Here is a 19,627-nt window from a genome sequence, read left to right as displayed (position 1 = left end):
ATCGCCCACGCAAGATTAAAAGTTGAAATACAGGAAAGCCTGGCTAGGCAGGTCCAGCATGGCTTTTGTTACCACTAGTAAAATCCCGCCTACCAAGGCGCCTTGGTAATAATGACGCTGTGATTGAGCAAGCCATGAGGTTAATGTCATGCTGTTCGGCATGATTAACACGGTAAAGGTAGCCCCTATAACTAGCAGGCCCGGTGCGCGTAACCCCATAGCTCCCTGATTTAAACCGTTCAACAGCTCGCCTAGGGCGCCCCAATGCCATATTGAAAGCGCCGAGTAGAAGGCCCATGTGTGTTCAAGGCTGTCAGCACGAAAAGGTACCCAGGCCAGCATGACAGCCATAAAAGTCAATGCCCATCCGATGCCTAGTGGTAACCGAAAAGTAGTAATCCGCTGCCATACCACCATTAATATGAGTAAGCTGCCATGTAACCCACCCCACAATACAAACTGCCAGCCTGCGCCATGCCATAATCCACCTAGCAGCATGGTAGCGAGTAGCGCTAGCAGGTGGCGAGGTAAGCCATGTTGGCTACCCCCTAGCGGAATATATAAATAGTCACGGAGAAACCCTGAAAGGGTAATATGCCAGCGTCGCCAAAAGGCTTGGATATCTCGCGCTTTGTAAGGCGACGCAAAGTTTTCGGGTAGCTTAATGCCAAACAAAAGTGCCAGGCCAATCGCCATGTCTGCATAGCCAGAAAAATCAAAGTAAAGCTGCAAGCCATATGCCCAGCCAGCCATCACGGTATCACCTGCCGCGATTGCCTCGGCAGGGAGGCTATAAAGTTGATCAACATAAGGGGCGAGGTTATCGGCAATAATTAGCTTTTTAGCTAAACCCAGCGCCAGTAACAGCAAACCACATCGAATAGCCGCAGTAGTTGGCGGTGTTAAACGGCTTAACTGAGGCGCTAGATCGCGATAATGGACGATAGGTCCAGCAATCAGCTGAGGAAAAAAACTAACGAACACGCCGTATAACGAAAGTGGTCCGCGCTGAATGATCCCCCTGCGTACATCTACCAAAAAAGCAATTTGTTGGAAGGTAAAAAAAGAAATACCTAACGGCAATATCAGCGGACTAAACGATTGAGGGGGCAGGTCGGCTACCGAAAGTAAAAAGACCGAGTATTTAAACCAACCCAGCAAGCCAAGATTAAAGGCCACGCCGAGCCATAACCAATATTTGCGTTGGCTGCTTACATAGCCTGCCAGCCAGTAGTTAACGCCAATGCTGGCAAGTAATAAGGGTAAAAGCGTAATATCCCACGCGGCGTAAAAAAACAGCGAAGCAGCGCCTAGCCAGCCAAGTAGAAAACGCTGGGAGGAATAGATTGAAAGTATTAAAAAAATTAGCCAAACAGTGGGCAAAAACACAAGAAGAAATTCAGGTGTGCTAAAAACCATGCCGATGATGCTCACTTATGGCAGAGGATAAAAAGAGTAACGCAGGATTACAATGCCAAGGCTACCGCTGCATCAACACTGAGCGCGAAGCATATCATAGCCAACGTATGAGGCGGTTAGATGTAGCATCGACATCCTTCATTAAGTGGTTGTATGCCTTTTTTCAATTATTTTGACGTAAGAGCGAGCAAATGGACATGCAACGCCGGGTAACCATAGTAATTGCTGCCTGTTTAGCGGGTCTGCTGGGAAGCTATTTATATGCCGGTATTCTCAACCCTTTAAAGGTTGAGTGGCTACTGCAAGAGGGGGATTTACTACAACACTTTCTGGGTTGGCATTATTATCGTCACGAACCCTGGGACTGGCCAATAGGTGCGTTGCACACCTATGGCACTGAAGTTCGTAGCAGCATTGTATTTACCGATTCATTGCCGCTACTTGCTATACCGCTAAAGCTAATCCAAGCATGGTTACCTGATCCTTTTCAATATCAAGGACTCGCATCGGTTGCACATCTGATGCTTAATGCTATCGCCGCTTGTCTTATCTTTACACGGTTGAAGATGTCTCCTATTGCGGCGATTGCACTAAGCCTTGTAGTGGCAATTATGCCAGCCGTATTGTTTCGTGGGCCGGGTGGGGCCGGGCACGAATCATTAATGGCGCATTGGACGTTTTTATTCGCTATCTATTTAGTGCTTTTTCGCACTGACCCGGGTTGGAAGGCCCGCTGCCAATGGTCGTTAATGCTGACGCTTGCCGTATTGGTACATTTTTATTTGTTTCTACTGGTGGGGCTGCTATGGAGCTTATGGTGGCTGTTAAGAACCTCGCAGCAATATCGCCTGAAAGGGCTCGCTTATCATCGTCAATGGTGGCTGCTATGGGGAGCTTATAGCCTGCTTCAACCGCTCATTATCTTATTCGTCATGTGGGGTGTCGGCTATTTACATAGCGGTGGCGAGTCGCCAGGCGCTGATGGATTCGGTTTTTACTCGGCGGAGCTGGTCGCGTATTTCAATGCCTACAGCTTCCTGGCGGGCATTATTTCTGCATCAGTAGCCTTGCCCGTTTGGGTACCTGGCATTGGTGGTCAATACGAAGGGATGAGCTATGTAGGGGCAGGGATAATGGCGCTTTGGTTGATGGCGTTGCTGCTATTTATCCGGCGTCCTATCCATATACCTACTACCTACCGATGGCCGGTAAAGGGTTTAGGGGCGCTGGCTATCGGTTTATTTATCTTTGCACTGAGCGATAAAGTCGTCATAGGTCCTTATACCGTTAACTTGCCTTTACCTTGGCCTGAATCACTAAAGGCCATTTTACGTGCAAGCGGCCGAATGGTATGGGTGCTAATGTACCTGAGTATTTTCTTGGCCGGTGCAATACTTGTTCAGCGCCTAACGCCCCGTAATGCCACTCTGGCCGCTTTATGTGTGCTGGTAATACAGCTATTTGACTTGCAGCATTGGCACCACTACTTTCACACCCGTAGCCAGCAAGCGGCAACTTACCACATGGCAGAAGATCCGCGCTTTACTGGCTGGGATTCATCAGGTTTGCAAGCGGCGCTTAGCCAACGCCAATCGCTGCATATAACTCAAGCTGATGACATTGTCGGTATGTTACCTCTGGCATGGCTGGCTGGGCAGCACGGCATGGCCGTTAACGTCGCCTACGTGGCTCGGATTACCCCAACCATTATTCATCAAGCGGTAGCACCTGCCCAGCAAGCGCTGATGGCTGGTCAGCCAGACCCCAGTGTGGTCTACGCTATCACCAATCCTGAAGCTGTGCAGGCCTGCAACCTAGCCAATATGCAGTGTATTGTCACTCCTATGGCAACCTTTGCTTGGCAACTTACTTCTGAGGAAACCCAATGAGCGAAATTAGTTGGAACCTAAGCATCATTGTTCCAGTGCTCAATGAAAGTGACTCCTTGGAGCCGTTTATTGAGCAGATGCTTCCTGTATTAATAGGTTGCGCACCTAACTTTGAAATTCTGTTTATCGACGACGGCTCTACTGATGACACGCTCGCCCAGCTAAAAGTGCTTAATCGGCAGGACGCTCGTATTCGCTATGTGTCTTTCAGCCGTAACTTTGGCAAAGAAGCGGCTCTGACGGCAGGGCTGCGTCACGCGACCGGCGATGCGGTGGTGCCCATGGATGTTGACTTACAAGATCCCCCCGAACTGATTCCCGAGTTTGTGCGACTTTGGCGCGAAGAGAGCTTCGATATGGTCTATGGGGTGCGAGCTTCACGCCCCGAAGATTCTGCTGCAAAACGCACTACCGCCAAAGGCTTTTACCACCTATTTAATCGTATTACCCATTCGCCCATTCCTGGAAACGCAGGCGACTACCGCCTAATGTCACGGCGCGTGGTGGATGTATTGCTACAGCTGCCCGAGCGCAACCGATTTATGAAAGGGCTTTATGCCTGGGCGGGATTTAAAACAACCGGTGTTCCTTACCAACGTCCTTCACGACACGCAGGAGAAAGTAAATTCAGTTTTTGGAAGCTGTGGAATTTTGCACTCGATGGGTTAGTCGGGTTTAGCACTATTCCGCTCCGGGTGTGGAGTTATATAGGTGCGGGGGTCGCCTTACTCGCATTTCTGTATATTGTAGTGCTAGTTGCAGGCGTGCTGATAGGCGGGCGCGATGTGCCTGGTTATGCCTCCTTAATGAGCGTAGTGCTATTTTTTGGGGGGATGCAATTGCTCTCGATTGGCATTTTAGGCGAATATATCGCCCGGCTATTTATCGAAGTAAAAGGCCGACCTCTGTATGTACTGCAAGAGTCCTCTGAGCCTGATAATAGCCATTTGCCTGCTGCGCATGACCATGTCGTATCGGGCCATACAACACCTGAACATGAGTAGATGTTTGGCATGACGAAAACCCGCGCCGAAGTACTCCAAGCGCTGCGGTTCATCGCGGTGGGTGCAGCCGCAACGGCTACACACATGGGGGTAGCCACGTTGCTGTTTACCCTTATGCAAGGCCATTATATCGCGCTTGCCAATTTTATTGCTTGGCTGGTCGCGTTTGGCGTTTCATTTTGGGGGCATCAGCGAGTAACGTTTAAGCGTCAAACAACCTTAAGCCGCTTTTTATTTATGTCGCTTGCTGGATTAGCCATCAATTACGCGGCGCTCGGGGTGCTATTGCTAACGCCGCTTCCTCCCTTGCTTGCCATGCTCAGTGCGATTGCGACCGCCGCGGTGAGTACTTACCTGCTGGCTAAATATTATACGTTTGCCATGCCCTGAGTAACCCGCTAAAACCCATGCAAAGTGGGAACTATCAACACGTTTGGCTGCCAGTAACGGTGGTGTGTGCTTAGCGCTTGGCTTACCATGGCTCCCTTTGAATTAATCACTACCTGGTTCGGGTAAAAGGTAACGGAATGCTGGAATCCCTAAAAGGGGCATGGCGCTATCGCCAGTTTATTGCCACATCAATACGCCACGAACTCGTGACGCGATTTGCCCGCAGCCGAATTGGCGGGGCCTGGATGATCATTCATCCGCTTTCCATGGTACTTATCTACGCCCTGATACTCTCGGCGGTGCTGTCGGCCAAGCTGCCCGGCATTGAAAGCCAATACGCCTACGCGATCTACCTTACCGCAGGCATGCTGGGCTGGAGCCTGTTCAGCGAGATTCTCAACCGCTGCCTTGGCGTGTTTATTGAAAACGCCAACCTGATGAAAAAACTGGTTTTCCCCAAGATTGCCTTGCCCGTTATTATTACCGGCTCCTGCCTGATCAATAACCTGGCCCTGTTCGTGGTCATTCTGGTCGTGTTTGCGGTGCTTGGGCATTTCACCCCCAGCACGCTGCCCTGGGTGCTGGTGCTCACCGGCATTACCGTATTGCTGGCCCTGGGCTTGGGGCTGACGCTTGGCATCCTCAACGTGTTCATACGCGATATAGGGCAGCTTATGCCCATTGTGTTGCAGTTTCTTTTCTGGTTTACCCCCGTGGTGTATCCCGCTGAAATTGTCCCGGAATCGCTGCAGGCCATCATTGCCTTCAACCCGCTGTTTCACTTGATTGGCGCCTATCACGATGTACTTGCCTACGGCCATGCGCCTTCCGTGCCGGCGCTTGCGGCGCTGACCGCACTCGGCGCTGGGCTGGTACTCGTCAGCGCGGTGCTGTTTCGTAAAGCAAGCCCGGAAATGGTGGACGCCCTATGAGCCTTGACCAGACCACAGTGGCCCCCAAGGCACTGCTTGAAGTACGCGAACTGGGCAAAGCCTACCGGCGCTATCGCAATGAGCTGATGCGCGTGGCCAGCTGGTTCAGCCCGGTACAGCCGCTCGATGAAACCTGGATACTGCGCGATATCAATTTCGATGTTGCCCAGGGCGAAGCCGTTGGTATCGTGGGGCAGAACGGTGCCGGTAAAAGCACGCTGTTGAAAATGATCACCGGCACGCTACGCCCCAGCGAAGGCTACATACGCACTCACGGCCGCGTGGCCGCCATTCTGGAGCTGGGCATGGGGTTTAATGGCGAGCTGACGGGCCGCCAGAACGTGATTCACTCCGCCGGGCTCATGGGCTTTACCCACGCCCAGATAGATTCCGCTATGGCCGACATCGAAGCCTTCGCTGAAATAGGCAGCTACTTCGACAAGCCCATGCGCGTCTATTCAAGCGGCATGCAGATGCGCGTCGCGTTTTCGGTGGCCACTGCGTTTCGCCCCGAAATACTCATCGTTGATGAAGCGCTCTCGGTGGGGGACGCCTACTTCCAGCATAAAAGCTTCGACCGGATCCGCGAGTTCCAGCGCCAGGGCACGTCGCTGCTGATCGTGTCCCACGACAAGGCCGCCATACAAAGCCTGTGCGACCGCGCGATTCTGCTGGAACAGGGCAGGGTGCTCGAGGATGGCCTGCCCCAGGACATTATGGATTACTACAACGCGCTCATCGCCAAAAAAGAGAACGACCGGGTAGAGATCACGCCGCTTGCCAGTGGCCAGATACAAACCCAGTCCGGCTCTGGCGAAGCCAGCGTCAAGCAGGTAAGCCTGCACGCTGAAAACGGCAATGCAATAGATGTCGTGGACGTAGGCCAGGCGGTAGAATTGCGCATTACCGTGACCATTCACGCCAACCTGCCCGAGTTAGTGGTGGGCTACAAGCTGAAAGACCGCGTTGGCCAGGAGGTGTTCGGCACCAATACCTGGCACACCGACCAGGTAGAACGCGAGCTGAGCGAAGGGGAAGAGCTTACCTATCGCATGCGCTTTGATGCCAACCTGGGGCCGGGCAGCTACTCCGTGTCGCTTTCCCTGCACAGCAGCGATACCCACCTGTTGAATAACTATCAGTGGGTAGACCACGCCCTGGTGTTCCAGATGGTCAATATGGAAAAAGATTTCTTCCTGGGTAGCAGTTGGGTGATGCCCGCTATTGAGTGCAAGCGCCACGTCGCGATCAGTTCAGAACCTAACGAGTCAGTGTAATGGATTTCTATACCCGATTTACCAATCACTTTCGCGGCGAAAAAGACGCCATCAAAGAGCGCCTCACAGTGTACGTTCCGCTGCTGGCGCCCATCATGGCGCGCTACCCAGAAGCCCAGGTGGTCGACCTGGGTTCCGGCCGGGGCGAATGGCTCGAGCTGATGCAGGAAAACGGCTGGCCCGCCAAAGGTATCGATACCAACGAAAGCATGGCCCAGGCGTGTAATGAAAGCGGCCTTGTGGTCGAGGTCAACGACGCGCTCAGCGCACTTCAGCAAACCGAAAGCGATACCCTGGCCGCCATTACCGGTTTCCATATTGCCGAGCACATCCCCTTTGACAGCCTGGTAACCCTGATACAGGAAGCGCTGCGCACGCTGGTGCCCGGCGGCGTACTGATACTTGAAACGCCCAACCCGGAAAACCTCACCGTCGGGCTGTGGAGTTTCTACCTCGACCCCACTCACCTGCACCCGCTGCCGCCGCCGCTTCTGCACTTCGTGGCCACGGACTCAGGCTATGCCAAAGCCAATATTCTACGCCTGAACGGCCCCAAGCCGCCGCAAGGCGACGCCCCGCTGCGCCAGTACATGGATTGGGTGGTGTCTGCCTACCCCGATTACGCCCTGATTGCGCACAAGCACGCCGATGAAGCCAGCGCCCCCTGGTTTGACTACCTGGATACGCTTACCGGAGCCCAGCAGGGCAGCCTGGAAACGCTGGCCGCCAAGATAGAAGAGCAGACCGAACAACTCACAAGGCGCGACACTGAACTTGCCCAGCGAGACACTGAGCTTACACAGCGCGGCGTTGAGCTTAAGCAGGTTGAGCAAGAGCGCCAGCATTATCATCAGCAAGCTGAGCACTTGCTGCAAGAGCTCAACAGTGTTTATAACAGTCGCTCCTGGCGGATAACCAAACCCCTGCGCGGTGTTATGCACCTTCAGCGCCAGTCTACCATGTCAAGCGGCAAGCTCATGCGCCGCATGGCACAGATCCCCTGGCTGAAGCGGCTGGCGCTGAAAGTGCTCAACCGGTTTCCCGCGCTGAAAGTGCGTGTTTTAAAGCGCATGGCCGCAAGCGAAGGCCTGTTCAGCCGGGCAGGGCAGTTCCGTGATGAAGACTTCATCAACCTGGACCGCGATGTTCTCGCCGCCGTACGCCTTGAGGCCGCGGCCCTGCGCGACGCCCCGTTGGCTGAGCACCATGTGCTTTTGAAAGGTATCCGCCTGGAAGGCCATGTCAACGGCAGCTACAGCCTGGCCGCGGTAAACCGCCACCTGCTCACCCGCTTGCAGCAGAGCGACGACGCCCCCGCCCTATGGCTGGTGCCTCACGAAAACAGCCTGGAAGAGCGCGTGCGCACCACCCCCGGCGGGGAGGCGGAAACCACGCGCCTGGACGGGCTGACCGACCCGGCCGCCTGGCAAGCCCTGGCACCGGAACAGCGCGTCGCGCTTTACCACCACTACCCGTTGATTGAACCCGACCCGCGCCACGGCCTGCCCATCGCGCTGTTTTTCTGGGAAGAGTCCTGGGTACCCAGGGAAATGATAGATACCCTGAACCGCCATTACGCCGGTGTGGTGGTAACCGCCTGGTTCGTCAAGAAGGTACTGATGGACAGCGGCTGCAAGCTGCCTGTTCACGTGATTGCCATGCCGCTGGTAGCCAACCCCCAGGCCGCCACCAGCCAGGTAAATGACCTGACCCGGGTAAGCCAGCATCAAGCGGTCAATCTACTGCATGTCTCCTCCGCCTTTCCGCGCAAGGGCGTGGACGTACTGCTTCAGGCGTTCGAGAAACTGGCCGCCGCCGAACCCGATATCACCCTGACCCTGAAAACCTTCCCCAATCCCCATAACCAGGTAGACGCCTGGGCAGAGCAGTACCTGAGCCAGCCCGCGCGCGAACGCCTGCACCTCATCATGGAGGATTACGACGCCGCGCAGATGGCCGCGCTGTACCAGAAGGCCGATATCGTGGTGCTGCCCACGCGTGGGGAAGGGCTCAACATGCCCGCCATTGAAGCAGGCGAGTTTGGCCGTGCGCTGGTGGTCACCGGCTACGGCGCCCACACGGATTTCACTCCGGCTGCGCACAGCGGGTGGGTCAACTACTGCTTCGACCACGCCCAATCGCATTTCAGTGCAGGTCAGGCGGTATGGGCAGAGCCCAGCGTGGCAAGCCTTGTCGAGCAGGTCCAGCAGCAAATTACCCAGCTGCGAGGCAAAGGCGAGGGCGCCACGGCATCTGTGGCCTCGCTGCAAGGTGCCATTCAGGAACGCTTCTTCGCGCCCAGCGCCACCCATTCGGTAATGGCTGCGTTAACGCGCCTGCAAGCCGCCGCGCAGCAGCCCGCTCAGGCGCTTTCACTTAGCGTATACACCACCTGGGACGAGCCCTGCGGCATCGCCGAATACAGCCGCCACCTGCTAAGCGCCCTGCAAACGGTAGATGAGGCAGCCAGCTACACGCTGTATGCCCCAACGCTGGATAAAAAAGGCAACCGGCCGGCCGCTTCCGAAAACGTTACGCGCAGTTGGCAGCGCGGCGAAAGCCCAAACCTGCAAGACGCCACCGGCAACGTGGTATGGCTACAGCATCACTTCGCGTTCTACGAGCTGGACCGCCAGCTGCACCAGCAAGTGCAGCAATGCCGTCAGCAAGGCCAGCGGGTATACATCACCCTGCACACCACGCGCCCGGTCATCGACTTCGACGCCACACGCCGCCGCACGGTGGCCGCCACCCTGGCCGCCTTCGACCGCGTATTCGTACACACCCTGGATGACCTCAACTACCTCAAGCGCATCGGCCTGACTGACAACGTCACGCAAATGCACCAGGGCGTTGATTCTCCTAAAGTTGATACCCCCGCAGAAGGCACGCTTGCCGCCACTCAACCAGCCCACGCGCCGGTGATCGGCAGCTTCGGTTTCCTACTGCCGCACAAAGGCGTGAACACCCTGATCGAAGCCTTTGCCGCGCTGCGCAAGAAGCAACAGCTCCCCGAAGGCACCACCCTGCGCCTGGTAACTTCCGTGCTGGATGAATCCAGCTCGCAAGAAGAGCTGGCCCGCTGCCAGCGTACTGCACAGCGCCTGAGCGTTGATGGCCACATCGAATGGCACACCGGATTCCTGCCCCTGGACGAAGTCCAGCAGCTTCTAGGCGAGTGTAATGCCGTGGTGTTGCCTTACCAGTACACCCAGGAATCCAGCAGTGCCGCAGTACGCACCGCCGTGGCCGTGTGTGCCAATATCCTGACCACGCCCGCTCCCATCTTCGATGAAGTAAAAGACGTTGTATGGCAAGCCCACGGGTTTGACAGCCACGACATCGCCGAAGGGATTGCCCGCGTGCTGGGCGCCCCGGCCGAACAGCGCAGCCAGTACCATGGCGCGCGTGAACAGTGGCTGGCCCAGCGTAGCTGGCCCACCCTGGCCACGCGTTACCAGGGGCTTCTTGGCGCTGCTCTGGTTGACCAGGCACTCGCTCAAACGGCTGAGTGAATTCAGGTTGACACCTGGGCCTGGCCCGCCACAATACCTGATTCAATACGCTGCCCCGTCCCCGGGGCCGCCAGCAAACCCTCTACACCTACTACCAAGAAAGGAACTGCGTCATGAATGCAATCGTGACAGGAATAACAGGCCAGGACGGCGCTTATCTTGCCGAGTTGCTGCTTGACAAGGGGTACACCGTATACGGCACCTACCGCCGTACCAGTTCGGTCAACTTCTGGCGGATAGAAGAGCTGGGGATCGAAAGCCACCCCAACCTGCACCTGGTCGAATACGACCTCACCGACCTTTCCTCCAGCATCCGCCTGGTGCAGCAGTGCAAGCCCCGCGAAATCTACAACCTGGCTGCACAAAGCTTTGTCGGGGTGTCGTTCGACCAACCTCTGACCACCGCTGAAATTACCGGCCTGGGCGCTGTGAACTTGCTTGAAGCCATTCGTATTGTGGACAGCTCAATCCGATTCTATCAGGCTTCCACGTCTGAGATGTTTGGCAAAGTGCAAGAGGTGCCGCAAACAGAAGCGACCCCGTTTTACCCCCGCAGCCCCTATGGCGTGGCCAAGCTCTATGCCCACTGGATGACGATTAACTATCGCGAATCTTACGATATGTTCGCCACCAGCGGGATTTTGTTTAACCATGAGTCGCCTTTGCGCGGACGCGAGTTTGTAACCCGTAAGATTACCGATGGCGTGGCCCGTATCAAGCTTGGCAAGCAGGAGCGTCTGGAACTAGGTAACCTTGATGCCAAGCGCGATTGGGGCTATGCCAAAGAGTACGTGGAAGGTATGTGGCGTATGCTGCAAGCCGACACTCCCGACACATACGTGCTGGCTACCAATCGCACTGAAACTGTCCGTGATTTTGTGACCCTGGCCTTTAAAGCGGTAGACATTGAGCTACGCTGGGAAGGGCAGGATGAAAATGAATTTGCGGTAGATATTGCCACCGGCAGTCGTGTGGTAGTCATCAATCCGCGTTTTTACCGTCCGGCAGAAGTGGAGCTGCTTATTGGTAGTCCTGCAAAAGCCACAAAGGAACTCGGTTGGAAGCCCGCCACCAGCCTAGAAGAGCTATGCAAGATGATGGTGGAGGCCGATCTAGAGAGAGTTAAAAACGGCACTGGCGCTTAATCAAACGGCCTATTAATGATGGCCCAAGGAGGTACCATGCCAACCAGCCTGGTAACGGGCGGTAGCGGTTTTACGGGGCGCTACCTGATTGCTCACCTAAAACGTCAAGGCCACCGTGTGGTGGCCTTAGCAAGCCAGCCTTGCGGTGCTGATGAAGCTCACCATATTGATATCAACGATGCAGCCACTCTGCAAAGTGTCATCAATCAAGTCGCACCTGAATATGTATATCATCTAGCTGCATTATCATTTGTGGGGCATCCTACGCCGCTGGATTTTTATCGCGTGAATGTACTCGGCACTGAAACCCTGCTGCAAGCATTGGTTAAGCTGCCAGCGCCACCGCGTGTATTAATTGCCAGTAGCGCTAACGTCTATGGAGCTAACGCTCAAGCGGTGATTGATGAATACGTGCCGCCGGCACCTGTTAACCACTACGCCAACTCCAAGGTCGCTATGGAGCATATTGCCCGCATCTATGCCGATCAGCTTCCTCTGCTCATTACGAGGCCGTTTAATTACACGGGGCCAGGGCAAGCGTCGCACTTTCTAGTGCCTAAAATTGTTGAACATATCAAGCGCCGCGAAAGCGTTATAGAATTAGGTAATACTCACGTTAGTCGTGATTTTAGCGATGTTCGCGATATGGTAAGTGTTTACTATCAACTACTGGCGGAGTGGCCTGAGCAGGCAGTAAGTGGCAGCTTGGTAAACGTGGGGAGTGGTGAGGCCGTATCGCTGCATACATTGATAGAAAAACTGGAAGCGTTAGCCCAGCATCGCATCGAAATAAGAGTTAACCCCGCTTTTGTGCGGTCTAATGAAATTCCAGAGCTAAGAGCGTGTAATAAACGCTTAAAAGCCTGGGTGCCGCAGTTGGTGCGGCACTCCCTTGAGCAAACCTTGCAGGCAATGTTGGATTCACCATAACTATTTGATAGAAAATGATTTTATCATAAGGATATAGTAAGAAATGACAATGCTGAGCCAATCGAATCGGTTGGCCTAGGCGAGGTTGGTAATAACAAAGTAAATTCCCATGACTGCGCCCATAATAGAACGATGCAATTTATGTTGTTTTGCGCCAAAAAGTGCTGGTTTGATGGGCCGTAATCTGATTGCTCATCTAAAAACGCCAAGGCACTGGGTGGGCTTGGCAAGCCAGCTGCGGTGCTAATTAAACTCACTCTATTGACATTAACGATGCAGCCATTCTGCAGCGTGTCATCAATCAAGCCGTACCTCAATCTGTATGTTGCTTAGCGGCACTATCGTTAGTGGGCCATCCCTCGCTTGGCGTTAACGTGCTTGGCACTGGAGCCCTACTACAAGCCCTGATTGCGCTGTCAACGTCACCGCGCGCACTAACTACTCGCCAGTAGTGCCAACGCCCAGGCGGTAATTGATGAGTATGTGCCGCCAGGGCCGGTTGAGCACAAAGCCAACTCCTAAATAACCATGAAGAATATTCGCAGGACAGCTCCCGCTGCATACTGCCAGGGCGTTTAATTGCACCCGGTCAGGGTAGCCGCCGCACTCTCTAAAGTCGAAAATTGTTGAGCATATTAAGCGACTCGAAAGTGTCATAGCGTTAGTTAATACCCATGTCAGTCGTAATTTTAGTGATGTTAAGGATATAGTAAGTGCTTACTATCAACTGCTAGCAAAGTGGACTGAGTGAGCGGTAAGTGGCCGCTTATTCAACGAGGTGCGAGGTGAGGTCGTATTGCTGCATGCCTTGATCGCATCGCTGGAAACGTTAGTCCAGCATCACATGAAAGTCAGAGTTAATCTCGCTTTTGTACGGCTAACGAAATTCTCGAACTAAAATCGTTTAATAAGCGATTAAATGCCTGAGCGCCCCAGCTGACGAGGTTTTTACTTGAAAAAAAATTTTAGAAAATGGTGGGGGCGCCATAAGCAGCTGATAGAAAACAGTGTTTTTTATTGGAAAATATAGTGAAATATGGCAGGATTAAGCTAAACTAAACAGTCGACTAAGATTAAGTTGGCGGTAAAAAAAGTAAAATGAAGCATCCAAAGTGGTAATAGCACAACGTAATTTACGATTTTCGACAAAAATTCGATATCAAAATGGATGGTTTTAAAACGTGAGCAATGGTAAAAAGTCACTATGCAGTAATTAACAGTAGGCTACGAAAGTGCATTTTTATGCTACTAAAGTTGTGCGATGCATTGCTGCACTGCAAAGTAACGTTTGGTGACAAACGAATAGTATGCCAAAGGCAAGTTTTTTAACTGTAGTAATGCTATTGACTTACTATGCCTGCTACGGTTAAAACGTAGCGGCGAATGCTAATGGCATTATTAAATTTTCGTGACGGTCTTAAGTGTTCGCCGATAATTCTGCGAAGTCTAAGCCGAAACATAAGGGATGAGTATTAGCGCTGGTGAAAGCTACCAGCCTAATCTCTGGAGCGAGGCCTCGCTCACGGTCGCGTTTTCCATACAGGCTTAAAACGCGACTAATGTCGATTCGACACCTAAATATGGAGTTACATCAATGGCTTTATCAGATACTCAAATTCAGCAGCTTTATACGGCCTACCTCGGTCGTCCTGTTGATCGTGAAGGTTTGGATTACTGGCAGGAGCAAGACGTTTCTATTGCTGAGCTTCGTGCTAGCTTGGCAAATGACGCCCAGCCTGAATACGTCGAACTTTACGGTGACCGCACTCGCGCTGAACTGGTAGAAGCTGTCTATCAAAATATGTTCGGTCGTGAAGCTGATGCAGAAGGCCTAGAGTACTGGGTGAACGGTGGCGGCGCATCTGTACCTGCCAGCGAACTTCAGCAGCTGTTTATCTCCGCTGCTTCAGCGACAGATCGTCTTGCATTCAATGATCGTGTTGCTGCTGACGAAGCTCAAATTGAAGATCCGACCGATCCTGTAGATCCGGGCACTCCGGGCGAAACTTATGTACTAACTGAAGGTCGCGACAACGTGACTGGTACTGCAAACGACGACACCTTCATCGGTGACGTTGGTCAGAATCAGAATGGCGCGATTTCTAACGCCTTATCTACTGGCGACCGTTTGGACGGTGCCGGTGGCCGCAACACTATCGAAGCCTCTCTTATCAACGATAACGAAGTTGATAACGGTGTCACCCAGGCACCGCGCCCGATCACTGAGAACATTCAAGAAGTTTACATCGAAGCGCTGGAAAGCAACTCTTCCGATGGTGGTAACGCTACTCTCGACGCAACTCGTATGCAGAACGTTGAGCAGTACTGGTCCAACTTCAGCCGCAGCGATATGACGTTCTCTGGCGTTAACCTGAACGGCAGCAACCTGAATATCACTAAAGACGTGACATTCGGTATGCGCGACGTGGATTTCGACTCTGGCCTGCGTGCTATGTTCGAAAGCCAGTCTCTGGTTCGTGCGCCTGCTACTCAGTTAAACTCTCAGCTGTTGGTTCGTATTGCTGATGTTAGCACCGAGACGCCCACTACTCCGCTGGCTAACGTTGATCTTAACCTGAGCTTCAACCTTGGCGGTGAGACAGTTACGCTTAATGGTATCCGGTCTACTGACGGTACCTACGCTGGTCTGGTAGAAGCGCTGCGTGCTGAGCTGGCAGAAGCTGGTCAGACTGATGTAAATGTAGCTTTGTCTACTCCCTACGAGCAGGTAACTGTTGCAGGTAACACTGTAACTCTGCCGTTCACTGCTCAAGAAATCCTCATTACCGACGCTTCTGGTAACGAGTTCAGCAGCGTGAACTTTACCCAGGCTGCTATTGAGCCTGTAGCTGATGGCTTCCTGGTGGCGGGTAATGCCCAACCAGTTGATCCTGCCGTTAGCAGCAACTTGATCGAAACCAACCTGATTCTTGACAATGCTGGCCGTGGCTCCACTGCTGGTGACGTTACTATCGGCGGTATGTCTAACTCCGGCAAGGTTGTTGAAAAGCTGAACCTGGAAGTTGACCGTAGCAGCAAAGTTAACGACGTATTCTCTGCTTTCGGCATGGGTCATGGTGTTGTTAACAATGTTGAGACTAAGGTTGCTTTCGAGCAGATTGAAGTCACTTCTGGCGATGCACAGGGCGACCTGTCGATCACTAATGTTGGCAATGTCTACAACTTCGATGCCACTGCATTCGAAGGGGCTAACCTGACTGTTGGTGGCCAGGCTGGTATGACTTCTGTTGCTGGTGACTGGGAGCCGAATGCTGAAGCGCGTGCTCACGTTTACAACACCGCTAACGAAGCTGGCAGTAACGATAGTGTTACCGTTGTTTACTCTCACGATAAAGCTGCTGAGTTTAACGGTTTCTCATTGGCAGTTAATACTGGTGCGGGCGATGACTTCGTTCACACTATTGCCGTGGGCGACGCTGGCAACAACGTGCCTAACCAACAGGATCTGCAGCAGAACGTCAATATCAATGCAGGCAGTGACAATAACACTGTTTGGACTGAAGGTGCGGGCGGTGTAACCATCACTGCCGGTGCTGGCAACGACACCATTTACAGTGATAACAGCGGTTTGTCTCAGATGAACAGTGATCTGGGCGCCACTTGGTTAGTAAATGCTGCTAACACTGACTTTAACGACATCCGCGGTACTGTCGCTGGCTTGTCTTCTGGTGCGACTACGAATGGCGCTGGTAACGATATTCCTGCCGTACTGTACGGTGCTCGTCTGACCGTAACTCTGGCAGGTGCAAACACTGGTGGTGCTGTAACTAACGCAGCAGCAGCTGGTTTCGCAAATGGTTTCGAAGGTATCCTCAATCTGAACGATATCCTGGGTGATCGCGTATTCGGTGATCAGACTGATATCAATGCTGGAATCATGCAGGTTGTTAACAACCACAACGTGCTGAGCAAGCTGTTGGTTGCTGAGAACGGTCCTGATAACAGCTTGGTTATCCGTTCGCTGGTAGACGGCGAATTTAATGCTGATGATCTGCAGATCACTTTGACGCCAGCTAATATTGCTAACATCGGCACTTCTGATCAGGGTCGTCTGGTAAACGCCATCCGTGAAGAGTCCAACGACTCTGCTTACAATGGTAACAACCTGCAAGATGTATTAAACGGCTCTGCGAGCGCTGTACACCAGAACATGAACGGTGTTGGCACTGGCGGTGGTGTTCAGGCTGATGGCCTAACGGGTACAGCTTCTACCGCTGATAACACTGGTAACCTCATCAATGCTGGCGATGGTCAGGACGTAATCGTTCTTTCTACCAACGCTGTTAGCAACGAGACCATTGTTTTCGAAGAGAACTTCGGTCGCAATACCGTTGTTAACTTTGATGCTGATGGCACCAGTGATGGCGCTGATGTACTGGACTTCACTGCTTACTTAGGCAATGAGCAGTTCCAAGGTACCAGCAATTCAGCGGAATCGCGTGACGTATTCGCAACTGTTGGCTCTAACGGTACTTCAGCTGTTACTGCTAACAACGTGATTACACTGAATGATTTCGCTGCTGGTACTGGTAACAACTCCGGCCAGACTTGGGGCAACCTGACTGCTGAAAGCCTGCTGACTGCTATCCAGAATGGCACCAACAGCGCTGACTATGGCAACCTGCAGTCTAGCACCCTTGACGTTGGTAACGTCGCTGGCCTCGTGGGCAACACCATCAATGCTGTTGTTATGGTAGAAAATAACAACAACGCGGGTGAGTACAAAGTGTTCTCATTGACTGGTAGCGGTGTAAATGACGCTGATACTGCCAATGAATTCACGGGTGCTGAGCTGGTGGGTATCGTTGATTTCGGTAACACTATCGATGGATCCGCGGTTAACTTCGCTTAATCGTTGAAAACGCTGGTTGTCAGTTGATTATTGTGACAACCAGCTTCCTAGTTACGATTTCTTTAATCGTTTATTAGGAACACAAAACCCCAATCCAAGGATTGGGGTTTTTCTTTTTGAAAGAGGGGGTTAGCATGTCTAAATGGGTTACCATTTCGCGTCAGCGGCACTCAGATCTATTTTATTTGCCGCGTTATAACTATCACTTTACTGCCGAGCATGCCGTCGTGCCAATTCTAGCGGGTGAGCTAAGGCAAGCGGTTACACAGTTTGTGATGGGCTTTATTAAGCGTGAAGAACGATTTATCTTGGTTGCTCTGCTCGGTAAAAGTGCACATTCACATCACTATATACATCCTGAAGACGCTAGTTGGCTGGGCGTTTATGTTCCTGCCGTTTTTCGCGGGCATCCCTTTGGACTTGCCAAGCAAGACACAACAGGAGAAATGGTCTTACAGGTTCATGCCGATCACTTATCGGATGAGGCGGGAGAGCCTTTATTTAATGATTCGGGTGAGCTTAATAGCGCGGTCGCACAGCAATTAAGCTTTTTAGGTGAGTGTGCGAAAAATAGACAAAAAACGGATGAGGCATGCCATCGCCTCGCCGAAGAGGGTGTGTTACAGCCTTGGCAAACTGGCAAGGATGAGCCCAACGCTATTGGGCTATACCAAATTAACGAAGAAAAACTGAATAAATTATCGGAGGCAAGTTTTTATCAGTTACAAGGTGTGCCTCTGGCGATAGCATATGGCCAGCTATTTTCTATGGCTCAGCATGAGCAGCTTTCTCAGCGTTCAGAGTTGCACGCTAAGCTAAATGTGCCTGGATCTATTGATGAGCTCTTTGCAGATAATGACGAAGACTTGCATTTTAATTTTTAATCATCATCTGCCTAATGCAGGAGGGTTGGCTTCCGTGGTCTTGTCTGAGAAGTGCCTGCGCTAGACAGTATGGCATTAGAGAAGGGCTCAGAGTGCTCATTTACTCTGTAAACTCCGTTTCTTGGCGGATTTATGCCTTATCTTTCTTTCGCTCGTCTACTTTTAGACGGGGCCTAATATATCTTGGCTATCAAATTAAGCAAAACAGTTTTTTACCCCGTGATGCTAATTCAGTAGAATAGTTCGCTTATTTATCGCGACGAGAGTGGAGCATGATGTCTACGTTGCCCAAAAGCGTTGTAGTGGGCGGTCGCCGATACCCAACCTGGGCATTAAGCTCAGAGGCCCGTCAGCAGTTGATCAACTTAAAGCAGGTGGATGCTCACATTGCTGAGCTAAAGGATCGTTTGGCCTACTACTTAGCTGCTCGGAAGCAGTGTCAAGATAGTCTGAGTCGGTCGCTGCCAACCAGTCAAACTTCCCAAGTGCAGCGCTATTATTGGCAGATGGCACCTGCTGAGTGGGCACATCAGCCGTGGCCTCCGGAAAGTGCCCAGCTGTTGATGCGAAACTTTGGCGCAAGCGAGCATTACCGCGAGGGTGACTGTTTGCTGATATATGTTAAAGGCTATGGTGTATGCGGCTGGGGGGAGGTTCGCTTAGATAGGCACTCGACAAAGCGCTTACTGGTCTGGCGGTGTAGGGTGACTGCTCTGGCTGACGCAATATCGGCTAAGGTGTTAAGAGAGTATGCATTACGCCACCCAACTCGAGCATCACAGCGTTTACCTGCAGATGCTAATATTGAACCTTTATTGAGTGCACTGAATGCTCGAATTGGTGTAGATGCAGTATAGCTTTTCGGGCAGCTTGATAGCATCATAACTGCTACAATATATGCCTGATATTTTATGATTAATTTAAAGGGAGCCTGGCATGGCAAAAGATGAAACTCAATATGTCACGATTGATGGGCATGAGTACATTTTATCTGATCTATCCGAAAACGCGCGTAATCAACTGATTAATTTGCGTGTAACCGATCAAGAAATTCAGCGATTAAATCAGCAGCTTGCAATTGGACAAACGGCACGCACTGCTTACGCGAACGCGTTAAAGGCAGAGCTGCCAGAGAAAAAGTCTCATTAAGAGCGAGTTGTAAAAGTATTGAATGAAGCACAGCTTTTTCGCTGTGCTTTTTTTATAGATGTAGGACGCCGCATTTTCAGCCATGCTATAGAAAATAGCGTCAGCAAGCGTCTTCGCATCGCTTATAAATGTGGGGGGATAGGTTAGGTTCTGTACGAAAAGTCGGCTCGCAAGCAGCGGCCTATGCACGCCACGCATATCATCGCCCTAAAGCTGCTTG

General features: G+C 52.2%; 12 protein-coding genes. 11 read left to right on the top strand and 1 reads right to left on the bottom strand.

All coding sequences use genetic code 11. The annotated features are described in order from the left end of the window. Window positions 1-15: 15 nt before the first annotated feature. Window positions 16-1,419: an MBOAT family O-acyltransferase gene (locus INT33_RS16910; RefSeq protein ID WP_193092496.1), complete on the bottom strand. Its 1,404-nt coding sequence runs from the start codon at window positions 1,417-1,419 to the stop codon at window positions 16-18. 191 nt (window positions 1,420-1,610) lie between these two features. Here INT33_RS16910 and INT33_RS16905 point away from each other — a divergent pair, with 191 nt between their 5' ends. From INT33_RS16905 to INT33_RS16855, 11 genes are all read left to right on the top strand, one after another. Continuing rightward, the gene (locus INT33_RS16905) at window positions 1,611-3,308 is read left to right on the top strand and encodes a DUF6311 domain-containing protein (RefSeq protein WP_193092495.1); all 1,698 of its coding nucleotides are present in this window, start codon (window positions 1,611-1,613) and stop codon (window positions 3,306-3,308) included. Beyond that, a complete protein-coding gene (locus INT33_RS16900; protein WP_192538849.1) occupies window positions 3,305-4,312 on the top strand; it encodes a glycosyltransferase family 2 protein in 1,008 nt (335 codons plus the stop codon). Before INT33_RS16905 ends, INT33_RS16900 begins: the two co-directional genes overlap by 4 nt. Before the next feature lie 9 nt (window positions 4,313-4,321). After that, on the top strand, window positions 4,322-4,702 hold the full coding sequence (locus INT33_RS16895) for a GtrA family protein (protein WP_193092494.1): 381 nt from the start codon (window positions 4,322-4,324) through the stop codon (window positions 4,700-4,702). Window positions 4,703-4,839: 137 nt separating this feature from the next. Then, the gene (locus INT33_RS16890; protein WP_193092493.1) at window positions 4,840-5,634 is read left to right on the top strand and encodes an ABC transporter permease; all 795 of its coding nucleotides are present in this window, start codon (window positions 4,840-4,842) and stop codon (window positions 5,632-5,634) included. Next, a complete protein-coding gene (locus INT33_RS16885; RefSeq protein WP_193092492.1) occupies window positions 5,631-6,911 on the top strand; it encodes an ABC transporter ATP-binding protein in 1,281 nt (426 codons plus the stop codon). Before INT33_RS16890 ends, INT33_RS16885 begins: the two co-directional genes overlap by 4 nt. Continuing rightward, on the top strand, window positions 6,911-10,426 hold the full coding sequence (locus tag INT33_RS16880) for a glycosyltransferase (protein WP_193092491.1): 3,516 nt from the start codon (window positions 6,911-6,913) through the stop codon (window positions 10,424-10,426). The genes INT33_RS16885 and INT33_RS16880 overlap by 1 nt, the downstream gene beginning before the upstream one ends. A 113-nt stretch (window positions 10,427-10,539) precedes the next feature. After that, complete coding sequence (gene gmd / locus INT33_RS16875; protein WP_192538844.1) at window positions 10,540-11,571, top strand: GDP-mannose 4,6-dehydratase; 1,032 nt, start codon at window positions 10,540-10,542, stop codon at window positions 11,569-11,571. A 36-nt stretch (window positions 11,572-11,607) separates the two neighbouring features. After that, window positions 11,608-12,501, top strand: a complete 894-nt coding sequence (locus INT33_RS16870; protein WP_193092490.1) for an NAD-dependent epimerase/dehydratase family protein — start codon at window positions 11,608-11,610, stop codon at window positions 12,499-12,501. A 1,594-nt stretch (window positions 12,502-14,095) separates the two neighbouring features. Continuing rightward, the gene (locus INT33_RS16865; RefSeq protein WP_193092489.1) at window positions 14,096-17,374 is read left to right on the top strand and encodes a DUF4214 domain-containing protein; all 3,279 of its coding nucleotides are present in this window, start codon (window positions 14,096-14,098) and stop codon (window positions 17,372-17,374) included. A 134-nt stretch (window positions 17,375-17,508) separates the two neighbouring features. Then, window positions 17,509-18,258 carry a SapC family protein gene (locus tag INT33_RS16860; protein ID WP_193092488.1) on the top strand — a complete coding sequence of 250 codons (750 nt, stop codon included), beginning with the start codon at window positions 17,509-17,511 and terminating at the stop codon, window positions 18,256-18,258. 936 nt (window positions 18,259-19,194) lie between these two features. Next, the gene (locus INT33_RS16855) at window positions 19,195-19,407 is read left to right on the top strand and encodes a DUF6447 family protein (RefSeq protein WP_192538839.1); all 213 of its coding nucleotides are present in this window, start codon (window positions 19,195-19,197) and stop codon (window positions 19,405-19,407) included. Window positions 19,408-19,627: the final 220 nt, after the last annotated feature.

The sequence above is a fragment of the Halomonas colorata genome, from assembly GCF_014897985.1.
In the GTDB taxonomy this organism is placed as follows: Bacteria; Pseudomonadota; Gammaproteobacteria; order Pseudomonadales; family Halomonadaceae; genus Vreelandella; species Vreelandella colorata.
Note: the sequence above shows the minus strand (reverse complement) of the source record. Positions and strands in the feature narration are given on the sequence as shown.